This window comes from Pseudomonas sp. 01L34 (assembly GCF_056400265.1).
Window position 1 is genome coordinate 1 of record NZ_JBFTSX010000025.1, and the last position, 1279, is coordinate 1279.

Below are 1279 nucleotides of genomic sequence, written 5' to 3' on the forward strand. Positions count from 1 at the left end.
CCTCCTGCACGGCGCCGGCATCGTTGCCGCTGGCGAAGCTGAGCACCGGGGCGTCATTGCTGCCGGTGACGGTCACGGTAACCTGCTGGGTGTCGACGCCACCGAGGCCATCGCTGACCTGGAGGGTGAACACTTCATCGTGACTCTCGCCGGCCTGCAGTGATTGCACGGCACTGGCGACGCCATCGGTGCCGTTGGCCAAGGTGTAGGTCCATTGGCCCGTGCTGTCGACGGCGATCGAGCCGTAGGTTCCAGTGGCCGAACCATTGATCGACCAGGTCGCGGTGGCATCGTGGTCGATGTCGCTTGAGCTGAATTGGCCACTGACGCTGAGGCTGCTGTCCTCCTGCACGGCGCCGGCATCGTTGCCGCTGGCGAAGCTGAGCACCGGGGCGTCATTGCTGCCGGTGACGGTCACGGTAACCTGCTGGGTGTCGACGCCACCGAGGCCATCGCTGACCTGGAGGGTGAACACTTCGTTGTGACTCTCGCCGGCCTGCAGTGACTGCACGGCACTGGCGACGCCATCGGTGCCGTTGGCCAAGGTGTAGGTCCATTGGCCCGTGCTGTCGACGGCGATTGAGCCGTAGCTGCCGGCATTGGACCCGGCAATGCTCCAGGTGGCGGTGGCATTGTGATCGATGTCACTCGAGCTGAATTGGCCACTGACGCTGAGGCTGCTGTCTTCCTGCACCGCGCCGACATCGTTGCCGCTCGCGAAGCTGAGCACCGGCGCATCGTTGCTGCCGGTGACGGTGACAGTCACCTGCTGGGTGGCGACGCCACCGAGGCCATCACTGACCTGCACACTGAACACTTCGTTGTGACTCTCGCCGGCCTGCAGCGACTGCACGGCACTGGCGACGCCATCGGTGCCGTTGGCCAAGGTGTAGGTCCACTGACCGGTGCCGTCCACGGCGATCGAGCCATAAGTGCCGGTATTGGATCCGGCAATGCTCCAAGTGGCGGTGGCGCTGTGATCGATGTCGCTTGAACTGAACTGGCCACTGACGCTGAGGGTGCTGTCCTCCTGCACGGCGCCGACATCGTTGCCCGACGCGAAGCTGAGCACCGGCGCATCGTTGCTGCCGGTGACGGTGACAGTCACTTGCTGGGTGTCGACGCCGCCCAGGCCATCGCTGACCTGGATGGTGAACACTTCATTGTGAGTCTCGCCGGCCTGCAGTGATTGCACGGCACTGGCGACACCATCGGTGCCATTGGCCAGGGTGTAAGTCCACTGACCGCTGCCGTCGACGGCGATCGAGCCATAAGTGCC

1 protein-coding gene is annotated in these 1279 nt (G+C 64.5%); it reads right to left on the reverse strand.

The window, feature by feature from the left end; all coding sequences use genetic code 11:
* Positions 1 to 1279: VCBS domain-containing protein (locus AC1DQM_RS29790; protein ID WP_477747253.1), on the reverse strand; the 1279-nt coding region annotated here is incomplete at both ends.